Source organism: Kribbella endophytica (assembly GCF_054781295.1).
The window spans coordinates 103769-122631 of record NZ_BAAGUR010000005.1; the positions used below are offsets into that span (position 1 = coordinate 103769).

Annotated in this window: 17 protein-coding genes; 8 read left to right on the forward strand and 9 right to left on the reverse strand. The window is 70.1% G+C overall.

Annotated features, from left to right (window positions below):
• Nucleotides 1-31 precede the first annotated feature (31 nt).
• The 5 genes from ACYVIO_RS36530 to ACYVIO_RS36550 form a co-directional block, all read right to left on the reverse strand.
• Nucleotides 32-190, reverse strand: a complete 159-nt coding sequence (locus tag ACYVIO_RS36530; protein ID WP_184796222.1) for a hypothetical protein — start codon at nucleotides 188-190, stop codon at nucleotides 32-34.
• A gap of 616 nt (nucleotides 191-806) precedes the next feature.
• Nucleotides 807-1763: a methylmalonyl Co-A mutase-associated GTPase MeaB gene (gene meaB, locus ACYVIO_RS36535; protein WP_460655559.1), complete on the reverse strand. Its 957-nt coding sequence runs from the start codon at nucleotides 1761-1763 to the stop codon at nucleotides 807-809.
• A gap of 454 nt (nucleotides 1764-2217) precedes the next feature.
• Nucleotides 2218-3432 carry an acetyl-CoA C-acetyltransferase gene (locus ACYVIO_RS36540; RefSeq protein ID WP_460655560.1) on the reverse strand — a complete coding sequence of 405 codons (1215 nt, stop codon included), beginning with the start codon at nucleotides 3430-3432 and terminating at the stop codon, nucleotides 2218-2220.
• A gap of 43 nt (nucleotides 3433-3475) precedes the next feature.
• On the reverse strand, nucleotides 3476-4867 hold the full coding sequence (locus ACYVIO_RS36545; RefSeq protein WP_460655561.1) for an AMP-binding protein: 1392 nt from the start codon (nucleotides 4865-4867) through the stop codon (nucleotides 3476-3478).
• Nucleotides 4855-5700, reverse strand: a complete 846-nt coding sequence (locus ACYVIO_RS36550; RefSeq protein WP_460655562.1) for an SDR family NAD(P)-dependent oxidoreductase — start codon at nucleotides 5698-5700, stop codon at nucleotides 4855-4857. Before ACYVIO_RS36550 ends, ACYVIO_RS36545 begins: the two co-directional genes overlap by 13 nt.
• 68 nt (nucleotides 5701-5768) lie before the next feature.
• Between ACYVIO_RS36550 and mce the strand changes: the two genes are divergently transcribed.
• The 6 genes from mce (at nucleotide 5769) to ACYVIO_RS36580 (ending at nucleotide 13890) form a co-directional block, all read left to right on the forward strand.
• Nucleotides 5769-6209, forward strand: coding sequence for a methylmalonyl-CoA epimerase (gene mce / locus ACYVIO_RS36555; protein ID WP_460655563.1), 441 nt, complete (start codon nucleotides 5769-5771; stop codon nucleotides 6207-6209).
• A 188-nt stretch (nucleotides 6210-6397) separates the two neighbouring features.
• Nucleotides 6398-7306: an anti-sigma factor RsbA family regulatory protein gene (locus tag ACYVIO_RS36560; RefSeq protein WP_460655564.1), complete on the forward strand. Its 909-nt coding sequence runs from the start codon at nucleotides 6398-6400 to the stop codon at nucleotides 7304-7306.
• A gap of 180 nt (nucleotides 7307-7486) precedes the next feature.
• On the forward strand, nucleotides 7487-8818 hold the full coding sequence (gene ccrA / locus ACYVIO_RS36565) for a crotonyl-CoA carboxylase/reductase (RefSeq protein WP_460655565.1): 1332 nt from the start codon (nucleotides 7487-7489) through the stop codon (nucleotides 8816-8818).
• Between the two features lie 697 nt (nucleotides 8819-9515).
• Nucleotides 9516-11537: a transposase gene (locus ACYVIO_RS36570; RefSeq protein ID WP_460655566.1), complete on the forward strand. Its 2022-nt coding sequence runs from the start codon at nucleotides 9516-9518 to the stop codon at nucleotides 11535-11537.
• Complete coding sequence (locus tag ACYVIO_RS36575) at nucleotides 11534-12967, forward strand: AI-2E family transporter (protein WP_460655567.1); 1434 nt, start codon at nucleotides 11534-11536, stop codon at nucleotides 12965-12967. Before ACYVIO_RS36570 ends, ACYVIO_RS36575 begins: the two co-directional genes overlap by 4 nt.
• 2 nt (nucleotides 12968-12969) lie before the next feature.
• The gene (locus ACYVIO_RS36580) at nucleotides 12970-13890 is read left to right on the forward strand and encodes a GNAT family N-acetyltransferase (RefSeq protein WP_460655568.1); all 921 of its coding nucleotides are present in this window, start codon (nucleotides 12970-12972) and stop codon (nucleotides 13888-13890) included.
• On the opposite strand, the gene ACYVIO_RS36585 is transcribed toward ACYVIO_RS36580, so the two are convergent.
• The 3 genes from ACYVIO_RS36585 to ACYVIO_RS36595 all read right to left on the reverse strand — a co-directional run bounded on the left by ACYVIO_RS36585 (nucleotide 13887) and on the right by ACYVIO_RS36595 (nucleotide 15730).
• Complete coding sequence (locus ACYVIO_RS36585; RefSeq protein WP_460655569.1) at nucleotides 13887-14576, reverse strand: PIG-L deacetylase family protein; 690 nt, start codon at nucleotides 14574-14576, stop codon at nucleotides 13887-13889. The two genes, ACYVIO_RS36580 and ACYVIO_RS36585, sit on opposite strands and share 4 nt — an antisense overlap.
• Before the next feature lie 77 nt (nucleotides 14577-14653).
• Nucleotides 14654-15418 (reverse strand): alpha/beta fold hydrolase, encoded by a 765-nt coding sequence (locus ACYVIO_RS36590; protein WP_460655570.1) that lies wholly within the window; start codon nucleotides 15416-15418, stop codon nucleotides 14654-14656.
• Nucleotides 15419-15430: 12 nt separating this feature from the next.
• Nucleotides 15431-15730: a hypothetical protein gene (locus ACYVIO_RS36595; RefSeq protein WP_460655571.1), complete on the reverse strand. Its 300-nt coding sequence runs from the start codon at nucleotides 15728-15730 to the stop codon at nucleotides 15431-15433.
• An 89-nt stretch (nucleotides 15731-15819) separates the two neighbouring features.
• Here ACYVIO_RS36595 and ACYVIO_RS36600 point away from each other — a divergent pair, with 89 nt between their 5' ends.
• Together ACYVIO_RS36600 and ACYVIO_RS36605 are read left to right on the forward strand one after the other, a co-directional pair.
• Entirely contained in the window at nucleotides 15820-16380 is a 561-nt protein-coding gene (locus tag ACYVIO_RS36600; RefSeq protein WP_460655572.1) for a TetR/AcrR family transcriptional regulator, read from the forward strand.
• A 32-nt stretch (nucleotides 16381-16412) separates the two neighbouring features.
• Nucleotides 16413-17396, forward strand: a complete 984-nt coding sequence (locus ACYVIO_RS36605; protein ID WP_460655573.1) for a zinc-dependent alcohol dehydrogenase family protein — start codon at nucleotides 16413-16415, stop codon at nucleotides 17394-17396.
• Here ACYVIO_RS36605 and ACYVIO_RS36610 read toward each other — a convergent pair.
• Nucleotides 17393-18781 (reverse strand): M28 family peptidase, encoded by a 1389-nt coding sequence (locus tag ACYVIO_RS36610; RefSeq protein WP_460655574.1) that lies wholly within the window; start codon nucleotides 18779-18781, stop codon nucleotides 17393-17395. The two genes, ACYVIO_RS36605 and ACYVIO_RS36610, sit on opposite strands and share 4 nt — an antisense overlap.
• Nucleotides 18782-18863: the final 82 nt, after the last annotated feature.

The following is an 18863-nucleotide window of genomic DNA, read 5'->3' on the forward strand; positions in this document are numbered from 1 at the left end:
CGGTCGTGACGGGACACTTGGCTGTGGTGGATCAGTTGAACAGCGCGGACAGGAACGTGATCACGCTCCCGAACGCATCACCGACGGCCGAGAACGCACCTCCTACGGCATCCGCAGCACCCTCTGGCTGGGTGAACAGGTAGAACGCCGCAAAGGCGATGACCAGCCAGATCAGCAGCTTCTTCGGCATGTCACCACTCCTCGTTCGCAACCAATTCGGTCGACTGTGTTTCTATCACGGATAGTCACCATCTGTCACTGACTGAACACAGCCCACAGCATCATGCTCACCAGCTACAAGTCCCATTGTGTTACGGATCGGGGGGCATGGCAGCCACCGGCGCGCCGCCGTGAGACGCAGATCGCTCACTGCCCGGAAGCGCCGGGTTACCTGCCCGTATTCGGAACCATCCAACCACATTCCCCCGACACTGTGACACAGCGTCATCAAATGTCGCAGTGACGGGCGGGTGTGGATCACTTGGAGTGGTCCGCCGCCCGGCTTGAAGCTTCAGGACGGAAGGCGCAGGCGCCGGTCGCAGGCGCGGTGCTTGGAGCGCTGAGGTCACAGGCCGTCGGCGCCGAGACCAGCATGTCGCGCCCAAGTTGGGGTCGGCGACGCATGGCGTCGGTGCGGCGCGGGGAGCGCCTGTGCGGCGCGCGTGTATGCGGAGCGGGCGAGCTCCAGGGCGCGAGTGTCGCGAGCTTCGGCTGCCGAGCAGGGAAGGGGTCAGCGACGTGCACGCGTCAGTTCGTCGTACGGCATGTGTGGGGCGGACCTCCTACGGCGTGGGCGTAGCCGGCGGCTAGAGCGCTGAGATGAGTTCGTCGGCTGCTGAGTACGGGTCGGTCGCGCCCGTCGCTACCTTGGCGGCCAGGACGTCCAGGCGGGCGTCGCCGTGGAGGTGGGCGAAGCGTGAGCGCAGCGCGGTCATGGCGATGGCTTCGATCTCGTCGCGGGCTCGGCTGCGGCGGCGGTCTTCCAGTACGCCGGACGCTCGCATCCACACCAGGCGATCCTCGATCGCGGCGACGACCTCGTCGACGCCCTCGTTGCGGCTTGCGACGGTCTTGAGGATCGGCGGGGTCCACGCGTCGGCGTCGCGCTCGGCGAGCGCGAGCATCGCGCGGAGGTCGCGGGTGACGTTCTGTACGCCGTCCCGGTCGGCCTTGTTGACCACGTAGATGTCGCCGACCTCGAGGATGCCGGCCTTGGCCGCCTGGATCCCGTCGCCCATCCCCGGCGCGAGCAGGATCAGCGTCGTGTCGGCCATCCCGGCGATCTCGACCTCGGACTGGCCTACGCCGACGGTCTCCACGAGGACGATGTCGAAGCCGGCCGCGTCGAGCACCCGCAGGGCCTGCGGGGTCGACCAGGCCAGGCCGCCCAGGTGCCCGCGCGACGCCATCGAGCGGATGAACACGCCCGCGTCCGTCGCGTGGTCCTGCATGCGGACGCGGTCGCCGAGCAATGCGCCGCCGGAGAAGGGCGATGAGGGGTCTACGGCCAGCACGCCGACGCGTTTGCCGGTTGCTCGGTACGCCGAAACCAGTGCTGAGGTGGACGTGGACTTGCCCACGCCGGGTGATCCGGTGATGCCGACGATGTGCGCCTGCCCCGCGTGCGGCGCGAGCGCGGCCATCACCTCACGCAGCAACGGCGACTCGTCCTCGACGAGCGAGATGAGCCGAGCGACCGCGCGGGACTCCCCGGCCCGGGCGCGTTCGACCAGTTCAGCAACAGGCGGCGTACGACGTGACATCAGGTCAGTATCGGTCGGGTCGGGCCCACAACCGGCATCCGGGCCGAAGCGTGGGTCGGGACAGGCAGCAACATCGCGCGCAGAGCCTGAGCAGGCACCGAAACCAGCACCCCGCTGGGGACTTGAGCCGAGGCCGGGGTCGGCATCCGGGCCGGACGCTGAGCCGGTACGGCGATCTGCAGCCCGGGCGGAAGCTGCGCCGGCGTCGCGATCCGGAGCTGGCTCGGGAGCTGAGCCGGGGACGGGAACGGCGTCCGGGCCGGGGCCCGAGTCGACACAGCGATCCGCGGGCCGCTCAGCGCGCGAGCGGGGGCCACGGACGGCGTACGGGCTGGTACCTGAGTCAGCGCACCGATCCGCAGACCGCTCAGGGCCCGAGGCGGTGCCGCAGGTGGCATCCGCGTCGGGGCCTGGGGCGGCGTGGGGATCGGCATTCGGTTGGCCGGGAGCCCGGTCAGTTGGCCGTGGGGACTCGGACGATGAGGGCGTCGCCCTGGCCGCCGCCGCCGCAGAGGGCGGCTGCGCCGGTGCCGCCGCCTCGGCGTTGGAGCTCGAGGGCCAGGTGGAGGACGAGGCGGGCGCCGGACATGCCGATCGGGTGGCCGAGGGCGATGGCGCCGCCGTTGACGTTGACCTTGTCGACGTCGACGTTGAGCTCGCGGGCGCTGGCGATGCCGACCGCGGCGAAGGCCTCGTTGATCTCGATCAGGTCCAGCGACGCCGGGTCGATGCCCTGCTTCGCGCAGGCCTTGGCGATCGCGTTGGCGGGCTGGCTCTGCAGCGACGAGTCCGGGCCGGCGACCGAGCCGTGGGCGCCGATCTCGGCGATCCAGGTCAGGCCGAGCTCCTCGGCCTTCTTCTTGCTCATCACGACGACCGCGCAGCCGCCGTCGGAGATCTGCGAGGCCGAACCGGCGGTGATCGTGCCGTCCTTGCCGAACGCCGGGCGCAGCCGCGCCAGCGTGTCGACCGTGGTGTCGCCGCGGATGCCTTCGTCGGTGTCGACGACCAGCGGGTCACCCTTGCGCTGCGGGACCTCGACCGGCACGACCTCGTCGGCGAACACGCCGTTCTTCCAGCTCTCCGCAGCGAGCTGGTGCGACCGCGCGCTGAACTGGTCCTGCTCCTCGCGGGTCAGCTTCAGGCCGTCGTTGTTGGCCTGGTCGGTCAGCGCACCCATCGCCTGGTCGGTGAACGCGTCCCACAGCCCGTCGTACGCCATCGAGTCGACCAGCGTCGTGTCGCCGTACTTGAAGCCCTCGCGCGACTTCGGCAGCAGGTGCGGCGCGTTCGTCATCGACTCCATGCCACCGGCGACCACGATGTCGTACTCGCCGGCCTTGATCAGCTGCGAGGCCAGGGCGATCGCGTTCAGGCCGGACAGGCAGACCTTGTTGATGGTGATCGCGGGGACGTTCATCGGGATGCCGCCCTTGACCGCGGCCTGGCGCGCGGCGATCTGACCGGCGCCGGCCTGCAGCACCTGGCCCATGATCACGTACTCGACCTGGTCGCCGGTGACGCCGGCCTTCTCCAGCGCACCCTTGATCGCGAACCCACCGAGCTCCGCTCCGGTGAAGCCCTTGAGGCCGCCCAGCAGCCGCCCGATCGGGGTCCTGGCGCCGGCGACGATGACGGTCTCGCTCTGTGAGCTGGTGGTGTCAGACATGTTTGTCACGATACCTGCGACCGCACTGGTACGCCTGTGTCGATCAGGTCACACGACGCCGGTACTTGCCGCTCGCGGTCGTCGGCAGGTGGTCCACGAATCGCACTGTCCGTGGGACTTTCGCGCCGATCAGTCTGGTCCGCGCCCAGGCGATCAGGTCCTCGTCGGTGAGGGTGTGATGACGTCGTACGACGTGCGCTTCGAGGCGAGTGCCGTACTCGTCGTCCGGTACGCCGTCGACGCGGGCCTCGGCGACCGAAGGGTGTTGCAGGAGGACGTTCTCGACCTCGGTTGGGAAGACGTTCTCCCCGCCGGTGACGACCATGTCGTCGGCGCGACCATCGACGAAGAACCGGCCGTCGCGGTCGCGATGGCCCAGGTCGCCGGAGTCGCTCATGCCGCCGAGGCGGGCGCGGCGCGCTCCCCCGCCGTACTGCTTGAACTCGAGGCGGCCGGAGACGCAGAGGTGTCCGATCTCACCGTCCTCTAGCTGTCGTCCGTTGTCGTCGAGCACGGCGACCTTTACACCGGCAGCGGGGCGGCCGATCGTGCCGGGTGCCGCTCGCAGGTCCGCCGGGGTCGCGATGGTCGACCAGCCTTCCTCGCTGGAGCCGTACAGGTTGAAGACGACATCGCCGTACGCCGTGCGCAGGTGTTCGGCGACGACCGGGTGGAGCTGGCCTGCTCCGCTCACCACTGCGGCTGGGTGCGCGTTGGTCTGCACTCGTGCGATCCGCGCAAGTACTGGCGGTACGCCGACGAGCAGGCATCCTGGATGCTCGCCGATGAACTGGGCGACGGTGGGCGCGTTCACCTTTCGCCACAGGACGACGGGGACACCGAAGGCCAGTCCCAGGGCGAGAAACCCCAAGCCGAACCCGTGGAACATGGGCACCGTCAGCACGACAGGTCCGCGGACAGGCAGCACTCCGAGGAGCGTGCCGATCGGGAGACCTTGCGTGAGGTGCACTCCCCCGCGCTCGACTTCTTTCGGTACGCCGGTGCTGCCGGAGGTCAGAAGGATCACCTGGCCTCGTCGCCGCTTGGGCTTCAGTTGCTGTTGACTCCGTGGCGAGGGCGGGGACTTGGAGGGAGTCGGGGGCGTGCCCGTCGAGGTTGGTTCGTGGAGGACCACGTCTGCGTTGCGGCGGAGGGCTGCGGCTGCTGCGACGACAAAGCTTCTGTGGTTGGGCTCTCGGACGTCGACTCGGGTGGCGTGAACGTCGGCGGCTGCCTGCTCGACCAGGTGGTCCAGGTCGGCGTACGTGAGCGGGCCGTCGTCGTCGATCAGTGCTACACCGTCGGGGCTCTTCAAAGCGGCGATGGTGATCAACGCGCTCAGGGTGAGGCCTTGGGATCGGAGGACCTGGAGGACCTGCGGGCGCCAGAAGGGCACAGCACGGACGAGGCGGAGCAGGCCCCTCAGCGTGACCATCGGAGGGCCTGGGACTGGAGGGCCTCATAGGGGCCTTGGGCAAGGGTTGCCACGACCGAGGCAGGACGGGCCCACCACGGGACAAGCAGGCGGGGGCGGTGGACGAGCGCGCGGGCGATCACCTCGGCGGCGGCGTCAGCGGTCAGGCCGGGAAGGCGAGGGCTGTACGTCGGCGCGCTCATCGGCGTGTGCACCAACGGGAAATGGATCGACGTGACGGCCACCCCGTCGCGCCGGATCTCGGGCGCCACGCAGCGCAGCCAGGTTTCGAAGGCGGCCTTCGACGCGCTGTACCCGGCCCAGTGTGCGACCGGCAGGTCGACGTTCAGGCTGCTGACGTTGACGATGTGGCCGACTCCGCGCTTGCGCATCCCGGGCAGCAGACCGCTCAGAAGCCGAACTGGGCCGAGGTAGTTGACCCCGTCCGTCCGCGTCACGTCGTGGAACCGCCCCTCGGTCGCGGTCAGCGAGCGCCGGATCGACTTGCCCGCGTTGCTGACGACGGCATCCACCCGCCCGTGGTCGGCGCGCACGTCCACGACCAGCTGATCCACGGCGTCGGGATCCGTCAGGTCAACCCCGTACGGCGTCGCGCGGCCGCCCGCCGCGGTGATCTGATCCGTCAACGCCTGCAGGCGATCCAGGCGCCGGGCCGTGAGCAGTACGTGCGCGCCCGCGCCGGCCAGCAGTTCCGCCGTACAGGCTCCGATGCCCGACGACGCGCCGGTGACGAGCACGACGCGATCGCCGACGGCGGCTTCGAGCCGCGCTGGTGCGGCCCGGGACCAGGACGGGCCGAGCACCAGCCGGTAGATGTCGTGCGTCACACTCATCGAGTCGTCCAGTGTCGCATCCGCCACAGACGTTGGCATCCGGAGCGCGGGCAGGCCATCTTGGTCGCATGGAGCCCGTTACCAAGACGCTGTTCGAGGCGATCGACCACGTGGGGGTCGCGGTCGCGGACTTCGACGCCGCCGTCCGGTTCTACGCCGAGACCTTCGGCATGACGGTCGCGCACGAGGAGATCAACGAGGAGCAGGGCGTTCGCGAGGCGATGCTGTCGGTCGGCGACTCCGGTTCGTCGATCCAGCTGCTCGCGCCGCTGTCGGACAGCTCGCCGATCGCCAAGTTCCTCGACCGCAGCGGGCCTGGCATCCAGCAGCTCGCCTATCGCGTCGGCAACCTGGACGAGGTGTCCGCGATCCTGCGCGAGCGCGGAGCACAGCTCCTGTACGACGAACCGCGCCGCGGGACGGCCGGCTCCCGGGTCAACTTCATCCACCCGAAGTCCGCCGGCGGAATCCTCGTCGAACTGGTCGAGCCGGCCGACACGCACCACTGATCAAACCCCTGGATCGACGCCCCTCCAGGCGGGAGCACCCGCGCGCGCCGCGGCTTGATCAGTGGTGGGCGTCGACGCTCCCTCCGTCCGCTGACTCAAACGTTTCTGTGTGTTGACAGTGCGTGAAGTTCTGCCCAAGACGCGCGGCTCGCGGTCACAACCCGTGAGTACGGGGCTAATCTGATGAGGTGCTGAAGGACAGCGCTCCGGATCGTCACCACCCCGTCGCATCGGGGTTCCGGCACTACGCCTTCGTCTACACCGATGAGGAAGACTTCGTCCGGCAGACGGCCGCGTACGTGTACGCCGGGCTGGACGCCGGCGAGACCGTGGTCGCCGTGCTCCCCGAGGACCGCAACAGCCTGCTGCGCAAGGCGTTGGACGGCCTCGCCGACCAGGTGATCTTCCTCGACATGAGCCAGCTCGGCCGCAACCCGGCGCGGATCATCCCGCTGTGGCGACGGTTGCTGGACCAGGCGCCCGACATCCCGATGCGCGGTCTGGGCGAACCGGCGTACGTCGGCCGCTCGCGGGCCGCGCTCGAGGAGACCGCGCTGCACGAGTACCTGCTGGGCGTCGCGTTCACCTCGTACACCGGCCGGTTCGAGCTGCTCTGCCCGTACTCGGCCGAGCTCGGCGTCGACCCCGCCGTCCTGCATCCCGACCGGGCGGAGCACGGCGCGGACCTGAGCTTCCGGCGCCCGCTGCCCGCCGTACCGGTCGGTGCTGAGCATCAGGAGTTCGGCATGGGCGACCTCAATGCCGTACGGCGGCGCGTGAACGTCGCTGCTCGGTCCGCCGGGGTGAAGGACGACCAGATCGACGATCTCGAGCTGGCCCTGCACGAGATCTGCACGAACAGCGTCCGCTTCGGCGGCGGCCACGGGACGTTGTCGTGGTGGACGGCCGACGGTCATCTGGTCTGCGATGTCGCCGACCGCGGCCGGATCGACGACCTGCTGGTCGGCCGGGTGCTGCCACCGGTCGACGGGCTCGGCGGACGCGGGGTCTGGCTCGCGAACCAGCTGTGCGACCTGGTCCAGGTCCGGTCGGGTGCGAAAGGCACGCAGGTCCGGCTGCACATGCGCGCCTGCTGACGCCGTACCGGTTCGTCGTACTGACATCGATGGACAGCGTGGCGATAAGACCACTGCGATCGGTGGACTGGAAAAGTGACGGTGGTCTCACCGGGCCCGAACTGTGTCACGCAGCACAGCGACCCGGGCATACTCGACGGTAAGTTCCGCTCACCCGACCGCCGCTCCAGGAGGTATGACGTGAAGCAGATCCTCGACGCGATCCTTGCCGGCGACAGTGCTGCCGTTGGCGGGCTGGACGTCCCCGATCACTATCGCGGCATCACGGTGCACGCCGACGAGACCGGCATGTTCGAGGGCCTGGAGGCGAAGGAGAAGGACCCGCGCAAGAGCCTGCACCTGGACGACGTCCCGACGCCGGAGCTCGGCCCCGGCGAGGCGCTGGTCGCGGTGATGGCGAGCGCGATCAACTACAACACGGTCTGGACGTCGATCTTCGAGCCGGTCTCGACGTTCTCGTTCCTCAAGCGGTACGGCAAGCTCTCGCCGCTGACCGCGCGCCACGACCTGCCGTACCACGTGGTCGGCTCCGACCTGGCCGGCGTCGTCCTGCGTACCGGCCCCGGTGTGAACGCCTGGAAGCCCGGCGACGAGGTCGTCGCGCACTGCCTGTCGGTCGAGCTGGAGTCCCCCGACGGCCACAACGACACGATGCTCGACGACCAGCAGCGGATCTGGGGCTTCGAGACCAACTTCGGCGGCCTGGCCGAGATCGCACTGGTGAAGTCGAACCAGCTGATGCCGAAGCCCGCGCACCTGACGTGGGAAGAGGCCGCGTCGCCGGGGTTGGTGAACAGTACGGCGTACCGGCAGTTGGTCTCGGCCAACGGCGCGAACATGAAGCAGGGCGACGTCGTACTGGTGTGGGGTGCTTCGGGTGGGCTCGGTTCGTACGCGACGCAGTTCGCGCTGAACGGCGGGGCGATCCCCGTGTGCGTCGTGTCGTCGCCGGAGAAGGCGGAGATCTGCCGCGCGATGGGCGCCGAGCTGATCATCGACCGCAACGCGGAGGGGTACCGGTTCTGGTCGGACCCGACGACGCAGGACCAGAAAGAGTGGAAACGCTTCGGCGCTCGCATCCGCGAGCTCACCGGCGGCGATGACCCCGACATCGTGTTCGAGCACCCCGGCCGCGAGACCTTCGGTGCATCGACGTACGTCGCCCGGCGCGGCGGCACGATCGTCACCTGCGCGTCGACGTCGGGCTATATGCACGAGTACGACAACCGGTACCTGTGGATGAACCTGAAGCGCATCATCGGCTCCCACTTCGCCAACTACCGCGAGGCGTGGGAGGCGAACCGGCTGATCGCCAAGGGGATGGTGCATCCGACGCTGAGCCGGGTCTACGCGCTGGAAGAGACCGCGCAGGCGGCGTACGACGTGCATCGGAACCTGCACCAGGGGAAGGTCGGCGTGCTGACGTTGGCGCCTTCCGAGGGGTTGGGCGTGCGGGACGAGGAGCTGCGGGCGCAGCACATCGAAGCGATCAACCGCTTCCGCGACAAGTAGTTCAGGGGCCTTGGGCCGGGCGAGCTTGTTCGCTCGGTCCGGTTGGCTGGTTGGTTGGCTGGCTGGCTGATTGATCAGCGCCGCCGCGTCCGGCTGCTCGCCGGCGCAGCACGCGCCGGCTCCCTGGGCCGATACGGCGCGCAGCGCGCCCGATCCGACGCCGCATGCACCGCCCTGCACCCGGCAACGCGAGCACCATCTATCCACGCAAGGGGCGGGCGCGACAAGGAGCAGGCCGATCGGCCGTAGGAGGTGCTGCCGACCGGGCCGGTCCCCCCGCACTCGACGGCCGTGGGTCGCTCCCGGCCGGGCGGGCCACCGCCAGCACACCAGCCGACCTGCCCGCGGCGCCCGCCAACTCCCTGGCTCGACAACGCGGGCACCACCTCTCCACGCAAGGGGCGGGCGGGCTCGACACGGAGCACGCGGATCGGCCATTGGGGCGCGACCGACCGGGCCGACCACCAGCACCCGACGACGCGTGCACCACCTCACCACGCAAGAGGCGGGCGGGCTCGACAAGGAGCAGGCCGATCGGCCGCGGGGGCGCTACCAACCGGGCCGGCCACCCTGCACCCGTCGGCCGTGGGGCGCTGCCCGACCGGAGGGGAACTGGCGCCGGTTAGGTTTGTGGGCCTGGGGTCTGACAGGCTTACGCTGGGGGATTCATCCGCTCCGCCAGAAGGGACACTCAGGGATGGGCGACGAGTCGAGCCTGCCGTTCTTCGACCGTACGGCGACCGCGGCCGGGGGATTCCCCGTCGCACGCCGTGGGTACGACAAACACGCGGTGGACGACTACGTCCGCGCGCTCGAGGCGCAGCTGGGCGAAGCGCGGAGCAAGGCGGAGGAGCTGCAGGCCGGGTCCGCGCCGTTGCAGAAGCAGCTCGACGAGGCGAAGCGGCAGCTCGAGGCGAGCGCCAACCCGTCGTACGCGGGGCTCGGTGACCGGGCCGCGCAGATCCTGCGGCTCGCTCAGGACCAGGCGTCGGAGGCCCTCGAGGAGGCTCGGCGTGAGGCCGAGGAGCTGCGGTCGACGGCGACCAAGGAGGCCCTGGCGTCCCGGGCGACCGGTGAGCGCGAGGCGCAGGACATCCGGACCGTCGCGCTGAACGAGGCCGACAGCATGCGGCGTACGGCCGAGGGTGACGCGGCCGAGATTCGCCGTACGGCGGAGACCGAGGGCACGGAGGTGCTGCAGGCCGCGCGCCGCAAGGCGGAGCAGCTGCAGCTGACGGCCGAGTCGCAGTCGAGCACGCTGAAGAACGGCGCGCTGCACGAGGCGGAGAAGATCCGGACCGCGATCCAGCGCGAGTCGGCGGCGCTGCGCGCGCGGCTGGCCGACGAGCGGGAGCAGCAGGCCAAGGAGCTGGCCGACAAGCACCAGCAGATCGCGGCCGACACCGAGAACCTGACCGACCAGATGAAGGAGGCCGCCGAGGCCTCCGAGCGCCGGGTCGCGGAGGCGACCGAGCAGGCGCGCAAGATCCGCGCCGAGGCCGAGGAGTCGGCCGAGCGCACGCTGACCCGCGCGCGCCGCGAGGCCGAGCAGGTGCTGACCGCCGCGCGGACGCGGGCCGAGGCCGAGCTGGCGAGCTCGGCGGACGAGGCCGAGCGGTCGCGCACGATCGTCGCCCGCGAGACCGAGCGGCTGGCGAAGCGGCGCGACGGGATCCTGGCGCAGATCGCCGGGCTCAACGACATCGCGAGCAACATCGCCCGCCAGGCCGCCGAGCTCGACTCCGAGACGGCCGCGCCGACGGCGTACAACCCGTTCTCCGCTCCCCCGGCGAGCGCGTCGTTCGCGGCGCAGAGTTCGTACACGCCGCCGGCGACCACGTACGACGCGCCGAGCGCGGATGCGTCCGGCAGCTCGTACGCTCCGAGCGGCGAGGCGTCGAGCAACTCGTACGATGCCTCGGCTAACAGCTCGACCGGGAGCAGCCCGTACGACGCTCCGGCCGCCAGCCCGTTCGCGGCGGAGGCCGGCTCGTCCGACGACGCTTCCTCCAACTCGTACGACGCCTCGGCGAACTCGGCCGACTCGTTCGGCGCGAGCACCTCGTCGGCACGGCCCTTCGCGGCGGACAAGTCGGACTCGGCCGCAAGCCCGTTCGGCGCCGACAAGACTGACTCCCCGGCCAGCTCCTTCGGCGCGGATAAGTCGGAATCCTCGGCGAGCTCCTTCGGCACGGACAAGTCGGACTCCCCCGCCAGCTCCTTCGGCACGGACAAGTCAGACTCCCCGGCGAACCCCTTCGCGGCGGACAAGTCGGCGAGCCCGTTCGCGCCCGACGACTCGGCCGACGCGGCGAACCCGTTCGCCGCGGATGCGAAGAGCAACCCGTTCGCGGTCCCGGCCGGCGACGCGGCGTACCCGGTGGAGTCGTCGTACAAGGCCCCGGGCGACAAGGCCTACCCGATCGACGCGAAGGACGACGCGCCGGAGACGTCGTTCACCGGGCGGAGCCCGTTCGCCGGGCCGGACGCCGGTACGGCGCGGGTCGACGAGACCCGGATCGACACCGCTCTGCGGGTCGACCCGGCGCTGCTCGACGACGCGAAGGACAGCAAGCCGGCCGACGACGAGCCGAAGGACTCGACCAAGATCGACGAGTTCCGGCTCGACGACCTGACGGCCGAGGAGACGCGGATCACCGGCGACAGCCCGTTCGCGCCGAAGGACCGGAAGAACGCCGCCGACAAGGATGAGAAGTGACGCCAGCCGGCGACGACAACTCCACAGAAGACAGCAAGACCCCGGACTCGAAGAGCCCGGGTCCGTCCGCCGAGCAGGTCGCGGCGGTGGAGGCGGCCGCCAAGGAAGCGAAGGCGGCCGCCGCGGAAGCCGAGCGGGCGGCCAAGGACGCCGACCAGTCGGCCGGCACCGCCGAGGACTCGGCCGAGCTCGCGACCGGGGCGGCGCAGAAGGCGGACGTGTCGGCGGACGAAGCTGACGAGTCCGCCGACGAGGCCGAGGAATCGGCCGGTGCGGCGCGCAAGTCGGCCAGTGTCGCGCAGCGATCGGCGCAGGAGGCCGACACCGACGACAACCTCGCCGGTCAGTTGCTGATGGACGAGCGGCACCCCGACGACGGCATGGGCCGTCCGGGCCCGCCGCTCAGACGCTCCAACCCGTTCGTGTTCGGCTTCTTCGCGGCCCTCGGCGTACTCGTCGCCTGGGGCCTGTGGAACGCGCTCGGCCAGGCCAAGTCGGTCCTGATCCTGCTGATCGTCTCGATGTTCATCGCGGTCGGCCTGAACCCGCTGGTCGAGTGGTTCATGCGCCGCGGGCTCAAGCGCGGGCTGTCGGTCGGCGTGGTCTTCATCCTGATGATCCTCGCGGTCTCCGGCGTCGGCTTCGCGATCGTGCCGGTCGTCACCGACCAGATCAACGGCCTGATCAAGAACGCCCCGGACTGGCTCGACCTGCTCAACAACTCGAAAACCCTCGACGAGTTGGACAAGCGCTACCAATTCATCGACAAGGCCAAGGACTACATCCAGGACCCGGCCCTCGCCCAGCGCGCCTTCGGCGGTGTCCTCGGGGTCGGCAAGGTCGTGGCGAACGCCCTGTTCTCCGGCTTCACCGTCCTGATCCTGACCCTGTACTTCCTTGCCTCGCTCCCCACCGTCAAGCGCGCGGCGTACAGCCTGGTCCCGGCCACGCGTCGCAAGCGCGTCTCGATCCTCGGCGACGAGGTGCTCGGCCGGGTCGGCGGCTACGTCAGCGGCCAGTTCCTGGTCGCGCTGTGCGCCGGGTTCTTCATGTTCGTGTTCCTGGAGATCGTCGGTCTCAACCAGTACGCCGTGGCGCTGGCGATCGTCGTGATGTTCACCGCGTTCATCCCGATGGTCGGTGGCCTGATCGGTGTCGTCCTGGTCGCCGCGATCGGCTTCACCGACGGGCTGTGGGTCGGCGTCGCCTGCCTGGCGTACGGGATCATCTACCAGCAGATCGAGAACTACGTCGTCGCGCCGCGGATCATGCGCCGCGCGGTCGACATCCCGGGTGCGGTCACGGTGATCGCGGCGCTGCTCGGTGGCGCGCTGCTCGGTGTGGTCGGCGCGCTGCTGGCGATCCCGACCGCGGCCGCGGTGCTGCTGATCATCCGTGAGGTCTGGGTCCGGAAGGCCGACGCATCCTGAGCTTGCCCACGGCAACGGAACTGGCGGCGTACAGCCTCACCGCCCAGCACCCGATCACCCGTACGTGGGTCGCCGACGACGTCCGTCTCGAACTGCTCGCCGAGCAGCACGCGATGGACGTCGTCCTGGCGACCGATCTCGACATCGCGACGCAGCGGGCCGAGCGGTTCGCGCCGGGGCAGCCGGCGGAGCTGCTGCTCAACCGGTGGACTCCGGTCGGCGACCTGCACGCGATGCTGAGCATGCGGTACGAGGGTGGCGATGCGGCGAAGCCGTTCGTGGATGCCACTCCGCTGTCGCGCGCGGTCCGGGCTGAAGACCTCGAGTCGTTGGCTCGAGCGGCTGAGCAGGCGTACGGCGTACTGGAGCCCAGGTATCTCAGGCTGTGGAGTGCTGCGCCGATTGACGCATTCGAAGGGACGCGTGTCGACCGGCGATTCATGGCGGGTCTGGTCACGGATCTCCGCGACCACTTGAAGGTTCCGGCCGAGCTGAGCTTCGCCAGGGCGACTCATCTCGACAATTACCCGCGGGCCGTCGCGGCGTACGCGGCGGTCGACCAGGCGCACCCCGACCATCCCGACCAGGCTCGCATCGAGACCGCCGAAGACCTGGCCGAGTCGGTCGAAGCCGGCCTGCTGTACGACGTACTGGTCGACGATGAGTGGGCCGGGTACGTCGGCGCGCACGTGAACGACGAGACGCTCGGCCTACCGGCGTACGTCGTGCAGGAGTTCATCCTCGACCCGGCGTACCGCGGCCGCGGCTACGGCCGCTACCTCCCGGCACTGCTCGCGCAGGCGCTCCCGGACGACAAGCCGATCCTGCTCGGCGTCATCCACGCCGGCAACCGCTCCGCACTCGAGGCCGCGAAGTCCTCGGGCCGGACCGACATCGGCGGCTGGTTCCAGCTCCCGCTCTAGGCCGACAGCTTGTTGACCTCGGGACCACGAGGGTCCAGCACGGCGCACGCCCGCGGATAACCCGCCTGGCAGCCGCGCATCGTCATCAACGCCGTGTAGTAGTCGATGTGCCGGAACCCATCGGTCTCGCCGCGCGCGAACGCCTGGTGCCGGATCGCACTCACCCACCGGTAGAACGCGTCGTCCGGGATCGGCACGTACGCCGTCGGCGCGAAGTCGCGCAGGTCCTCGGCGTGCTCGGTGTGCAGCAACGTCCGTACGGCGTGCCGCGGCAGCTCGTGGTCCATCGGCAGATCGGCCAGGTAGATCGCCCGCTCGACGACCCGTGCGGTGTGCTCGTGATCGCGCTGCGAGCTGTGCCGCCAGTGCGTGATCACCGTGTCCGGCTGCTGGTCGCGGATGATCGTGGCGAGCTCCAGCGCGACGTCGTCGGTGTCGGGCAGGAAGCCCTCGCTGTAGCCGAGCACCATGAAGTCGGCGCCGATCGCGGTCGCGAACGCCTCGCCCTCGGCGACCTTCTGCTGCCGGTACTCCGCCGGCGAGAGCCGCGGGTGCCCGCGCTCCCCCGGCGTCAGCGCGACGATCGTCGCGTTCGCGCCCTCGAGCACGAGCTTGGCCAGTGTCGGCCCGGCCGACAGATCCATGTCCCCGATGTGACCGCCGACGGCCAGCACTGATCGGTGCACCGGCAACCTCCCGCTCGCGTCTGGGTAGAAAGTTACCTAGACCCTACGCGAACGGGCAACAAATCACACCCTTCGATTCACCCCAGGAACGGCGTCAGCGCCGCGAGGAAGTCGTCCAGCCGCTCGGCGTGCACCCAGTGCCCGGCCTCGGCGACCACCTCGTACCGGACCTGCGGGAACAGCGCCTCGATGACCGCCCGGTGATCCTGCTGCACGTAGTCCGACTTGCCGCCGTAGATGAACAGCGTCGGGCCGTCGTACGAGCCGGTGATGCCGTCGGGCCAGCCCGAGATCCCGGGCAGCGACGCCTCGATGACCTCGAGGTTCGGCCGCCAGCGAGCGCCCTGGTCGTCGAGGATCAGGTTCTGCAGCAGGAACGCCCGCGTCCCAGGAGTCGGTACGGCGTCCTGCAGTTGGGCGTCGACCTCCGCGCGGCGCTGGATGTTCGACAGGTCGGCGCCGCGCATCGCCTGGGAGTACTGCTCGAACTGCGGCGGGTACGACACCGGCGCCGCGTCGACGACGACCAGCCGCTCGACCACCTCGGGGTGAGTCAGCGCGGTCAGCATCGCGGTCTTGCCGCCCATCGAGTGCCCGACCAGCGCGACCGGGCCGACGCCGAGCGCCTCGATCGTCTCGCGGACGTCCTCGGCCATCTCCGGGTACGTCATGGTCGGCACGTGCTCGGAGGTGCCGTGGTTGCGCAGGTCGAAGGCGAAGACCCGGTGCGACGCGGCCAGCCGGCGGGCGGCGGTCATCCAGTTCCGGCCGGAGCCGAACAGCCCGTGCATCACCACGACCGGCGTACCGCTCTCGCCGTACGACGTGACAGGAAGCTTCATGCGGAGACCTTTCTAGCGGCGGCGTTGCCAGCAGGTGGTGTGCCAGTGGCGGCGCTCGTCGAGGGACTGGGCGCCGCCGATCGCCGCGAGCAGACTCGGGTTCTCCGGCCAGACCACCACGTGCGGGGTGTTCGGCAGGATCATCTGGTCGCAGCCCGGGCAGCGGTAGGCCTTCGTCGACGCCGTACCGCTCACTCGCCGGACGATCCAGTCCCCGTCGCCGCGGCTCTGGCGTTCCTGGGTACCACCGAGCAACGGCCGGTCGCTGACCGGCCGTGTGTGCTTGGAGGGCTTGCGCCGGCGAGGTGACATGTCGCCTCAAGGTTATCCGCCGCCGAAAGCCACCGCTCCACCGGATGCACCCGCCTTGAATCGGACAGACCTGTCTGTATGATTCAGGTATGGCGATATCGGCGAAAGAACGCATCCTCGGTACGGCGGACGAGCTGTTCCGCGCCCACGGCCTGCGCGGGGTCGGCATCGACCGGATCATCGCCGACTCCGGCGTGGCCAAGTCGACGCTGTACGCGCACTTCCCGTCCAAGGACGAGCTCGCCGAGGCGTACCTGCGGCAGACCGACGAGAGCTGGCGTGGCAAGCTGCGCAAGGCCGCACTCGCCGCCGGGCAGGATCCGCGCGAGCAACTGGTCGGGATGTTCGACGCGGTGGCCGAATCCTTTGCCCGGCACGGCTTCTACGGCTGCCCGTTCATCAACGCGGCGGCCGAGAGCGAGCCGGGGAGCCGGGCCTACGCCGCGACCGTCGAGCACAAGCGCACCGTCCGCGAATGGGTGAAGTTCCTCGCCGAGGGAGCCGGAGCAGCCGACCCGAACCAGCTGGCTGTCCAGCTCACGCTGCTGATCGACGGGACGCTGGCCGCCGGCAAGCTCGAGCAGGACCCGGCGATGCCCCAGGCAGCCAAGCTGGCGGCGCGGTCGCTGGTCGACGCCGCCTGCTCGTAATCAGACAGACTTGTCCGTTCCTTGGAGATCTCATGCGCGCAGTAGTACTGGAAGCGTTCGGCACCCCGCTCAGGCTGGCCGAGCTCGACCGGCCGACTCCCGGCCCTGGTCAGGTCCTGGTCCGGGTGAAGGCGAGCGGGGTCAACCCGCTGGACACGAAGATCAGCGAAGGCAAGGCAGCCCACGCGCGGAGCGTCCTGCCGGCCGTTCTGGGGCTGGACGTCGCAGGTGTCGTCGAGGCTGTGGGACCGTCTGGCGCCGGCAGCTTCGCGCCCGGTGACGAAGTGTTCGGCCTGATCGGCGGCGTCGGCGACGTGCCCGGCTCACTCGGCGAGTACGCCGCGGTCGACGCTCGCCTGCTCGCACCCAAGCCGGCCGAGCTGAGCTTCGAGGAGGCGGCGGCACTCCCCCTCGTGTTCGTCACCGCCTGGGAGGCGCTCGTCGACCGGGCCGGCGTACGGGCTGGTCAGAAGGTCCTCGTGCACGGCGGCGCGGGCGGGGTCGGCAGTATCGCGATCCAGCTAGCCAAGGCTCGCGGCGCCGAGGTGTACGCGACCGGATCGGCCCGCAGCCTGGCCACGATCACCGCGCTGGGCGCGACGCCGATCGACTACACCACGACGACCGTCGCGGAGTACGTCGCCGAGCACACCGGTGGAGAAGGTTTCGACATCGTCTTCGACACGGTCGGCGGCACGACGCTCGACGACTCGTTCGCCGCAGCGAAGGTCTACACCGGGCACGTGGTGAGTGCGCTCGGCTGGGGCACCCACGCGTTGGCGCCGCTCTCGTTCCGCGGTGCGACGTACTCGGGCGTCTTCACGCTCAGGCCGCTGCTCACCGGCGAAGGCCGCGAGCACCACGGCGAGATCCTGCGCGAGGCGGCTTCGCTCGCGGAGGCAGGGCTGCTCAGGCCGCGCCTGCACGACCAGGAGTTCACCTTGGAGACAGTCGCCGACGCCCACGCCCTGGTAGCGAGCGGGAGCGCCGGCGGCAAGGTCGTTGTACGGGTCTAACGCCTCCGGGCGACGGAGTACGCCGCGGTGCCGATCAGTTCCATGGAGACCTTGAGGCGTTCCAGGCTGACGTTCTTGGCGATGGTGTCCTCGGGCGAGTGGTACGGCGGTTCGAGAAGGGCGGGAGACGACTCGCCTCGCCAGGAGAAGTTCGCGGCCGCGATGCCGACCTCCTGGAAGGACTGGTGGTCGCTGGCTCCGCGGGTGACCGGGCCGACCAGCTGCGCGTCGTACCCGAGTCGCTGGCCGGAAGCCCGTACGGCGTCCGTCGCGGTGTTGGCGAGCCCGTCGAAGGAGAGCAGCCAGTAGACGATCGCCGGGTCCCAGCTGGTCGCGACCATGTCGTTCTGGAAGACGGCGCGGTAGCGATCGCGCTGGTCCTGCGCGAGCTGCGCCACGTGGTAGCGCGACCCGATCAGGCCCTGCTCCTCCGAGCCCCACAGCGCGAAGCGCAGCGTCGCCTCGGTCGGCAGGTTCGCCAGGACGCGGGCGAGCTCGAGCGTGAGGACCGTGCCGGAGCCGTCGTCGTTGGCGCCCGGGGCGCCGATCACCGTGTCGTAGTGACCGCTGACCATCACGATCGGCGGGTTGCTGCCCTTGCCGCGGCGTTCGCCGATCACGTTGTTGGAGATCAGGCTGCGGTGGGCCGTCGTACCGATGGACAGCGGCAACGAGGTCACCACGGCGAGCGCCTCCCGCAGGAGCCGCTTCTGGACTTGGGCAACGCCGATCACGGGGATCGGCGCGTCCGTCAGCCCGCTCGGCGCGAAGGCGGACGCCCGGCGCGGGAACACCTGATCCGCCGGCAGCAGGATCACCGCGACCGCACCCCTCGACGCCGCCTCGGCGACGAAGGCCGGCCGAGCCGCAGCCATGTCATCAGCCAGTACGACGGCGCCGGCGACGTCCGCCGGCCAGACCGGAGCCGTCGCGGGCCCGACGTCGCGCGCCGGACCCTGGACCGTCACGTTGAGCTTGCCGCCCGGAGCCGCGCCCGCCTGCCAGCAGATGTCGTCCGGCAGCAGGTTCCGCAGGTCGCCGATCTGAGCGGTGAACTTGTCGGCGACCGGGAACGGTTCGAGCCGGGTCCGGTAGCCGAACCTGTCCAGCTGGCCGGCCAGGTAGTCCGCAGCGCGCTTCTCGCTGACCGCGCCGCCGATCCGCGGGCCGATCTGCTCGGACAACACCTTGAGGTGCTGCAGGGCGCGGTCCGAGGAGATCTCCTTGACGATCTGCCGGTCGTACTTGTCCAGCGCGGGCGGCCGGACAGCTCCCGGTCGCGGGTCGTCCACAGCCCAAGCAGGCGTCGACAGGGCGGTGGCGGCGGTTGCGCCGGCGACGGCTCCGAGCAGGCCGCGACGACTCAAACCGGACGTGTCGGTCATGCAGGTCTCCCTCGTACAAGGTCGGCCCCGAGACCAAGAACCTAACCGACTCCGGCCCCGGCCGCCGTACCTCGCGGAGAGT

Bases quoted from the DNA above. Each gene is read 5' to 3' on its own strand.
- ACYVIO_RS36530 (WP_184796222.1), bottom strand. From the start codon at position 190: ATGCCGAAGAAGCTGCTGATCTGGCTGGTCATCGCCTTTGCGGCGTTC.
- meaB (WP_460655559.1), bottom strand. From the start codon at position 1,763: ATGTCACGTCGTACGCCGCCTGTTGCTGAACTGGTCGAACGCGCCCGG.
- ACYVIO_RS36540 (WP_460655560.1), bottom strand. From the start codon at position 3,432: ATGTCTGACACCACCAGCTCACAGAGCGAGACCGTCATCGTCGCCGGC.
- ACYVIO_RS36545 (WP_460655561.1), bottom strand. From the start codon at position 4,867: ATGGTCACGCTGAGGGGCCTGCTCCGCCTCGTCCGTGCTGTGCCCTTC.
- ACYVIO_RS36550 (WP_460655562.1), bottom strand. From the start codon at position 5,700: ATGAGTGTGACGCACGACATCTACCGGCTGGTGCTCGGCCCGTCCTGG.
- mce (WP_460655563.1), top strand. From the start codon at position 5,769: ATGGAGCCCGTTACCAAGACGCTGTTCGAGGCGATCGACCACGTGGGG.
- ACYVIO_RS36570 (WP_460655566.1), top strand. From the start codon at position 9,516: ATGGGCGACGAGTCGAGCCTGCCGTTCTTCGACCGTACGGCGACCGCG.
- ACYVIO_RS36590 (WP_460655570.1), bottom strand. From the start codon at position 15,418: ATGAAGCTTCCTGTCACGTCGTACGGCGAGAGCGGTACGCCGGTCGTG.
- ACYVIO_RS36595 (WP_460655571.1), bottom strand. From the start codon at position 15,730: ATGTCACCTCGCCGGCGCAAGCCCTCCAAGCACACACGGCCGGTCAGC.
- ACYVIO_RS36600 (WP_460655572.1), top strand. From the start codon at position 15,820: ATGGCGATATCGGCGAAAGAACGCATCCTCGGTACGGCGGACGAGCTG.
- ACYVIO_RS36605 (WP_460655573.1), top strand. From the start codon at position 16,413: ATGCGCGCAGTAGTACTGGAAGCGTTCGGCACCCCGCTCAGGCTGGCC.
- ACYVIO_RS36610 (WP_460655574.1), bottom strand. From the start codon at position 18,781: ATGACCGACACGTCCGGTTTGAGTCGTCGCGGCCTGCTCGGAGCCGTC.